The sequence below is a fragment of the Actinomyces sp. S6-Spd3 genome, assembly GCF_000758755.1.
In the GTDB taxonomy this organism is placed as follows: domain Bacteria; phylum Actinomycetota; class Actinomycetes; order Actinomycetales; family Actinomycetaceae; genus Pauljensenia.
Genome location: NZ_JRMV01000174.1, coordinates 1 through 619, shown reverse-complemented (window position 1 = coordinate 619; position 619 = coordinate 1). Strand labels below are relative to the sequence as shown.

Below are 619 nucleotides of genomic sequence, written 5' to 3'. Positions count from 1 at the left end.
CAAGCGTCTCATGCGCAATCACACGCCCGTCATCAATGCTGAGAGGTATGTACCTACCCCGTTTGACTACTACAGCGACTTCTAATGTTTCCAGCTCACCCTGACCCTCAATCTTTACGTGAGCGACCGTATTTCCAAATAGTCTTTTCTTCAGTCGCACCGCGTATTGAAGAACAGGGGGATGTGCTACCTTTTCGAGCGGTACTGAGACCTTCGGGGAACTCCACTGCTCGCCCTCAATTGAGACAATTGTTCTAAGTTCTACGTCAGTTATGAGATCAGCGTTCTTAAGGTTAGCTCCACCGTCACGTCGGTATCGTGCATGGGTAAACGTTCGCGTCCTCGGAATACCGTCAACAACCCACGAAACGTCTACCTTCGCATCATTTCGCGACCAATTCCACGATATCTTTACGTCATCGCCATAACGCTCAGCATGAACATTTTCCGGAGGATCTACCCACCCCTGGATTACATTACTTCCAACCAATAATCCAGAATCTGTGACCGTGAGGGCCACAATTCTGTTAAATCCGCCTGGTGCTAAGAAAAACTGGCTACCGTCAGTCGAAGTCAAACCAGCTTGCGCCTGAAGTCGTTGTCCACCAATGTCTACCAA

The 619-nt window shown here is 49.1% G+C and carries 1 protein-coding gene; it reads right to left on the bottom strand.

The window, feature by feature from the left end; translation table 11 throughout:
- A partial coding sequence (locus tag HMPREF1627_RS10665; RefSeq protein ID WP_234305182.1) for a hypothetical protein occupies nt 1-577 on the bottom strand: 577 nt, incomplete at its 3' end.
- Between the last annotated feature and the right edge of the window lie 42 nt (nt 578-619).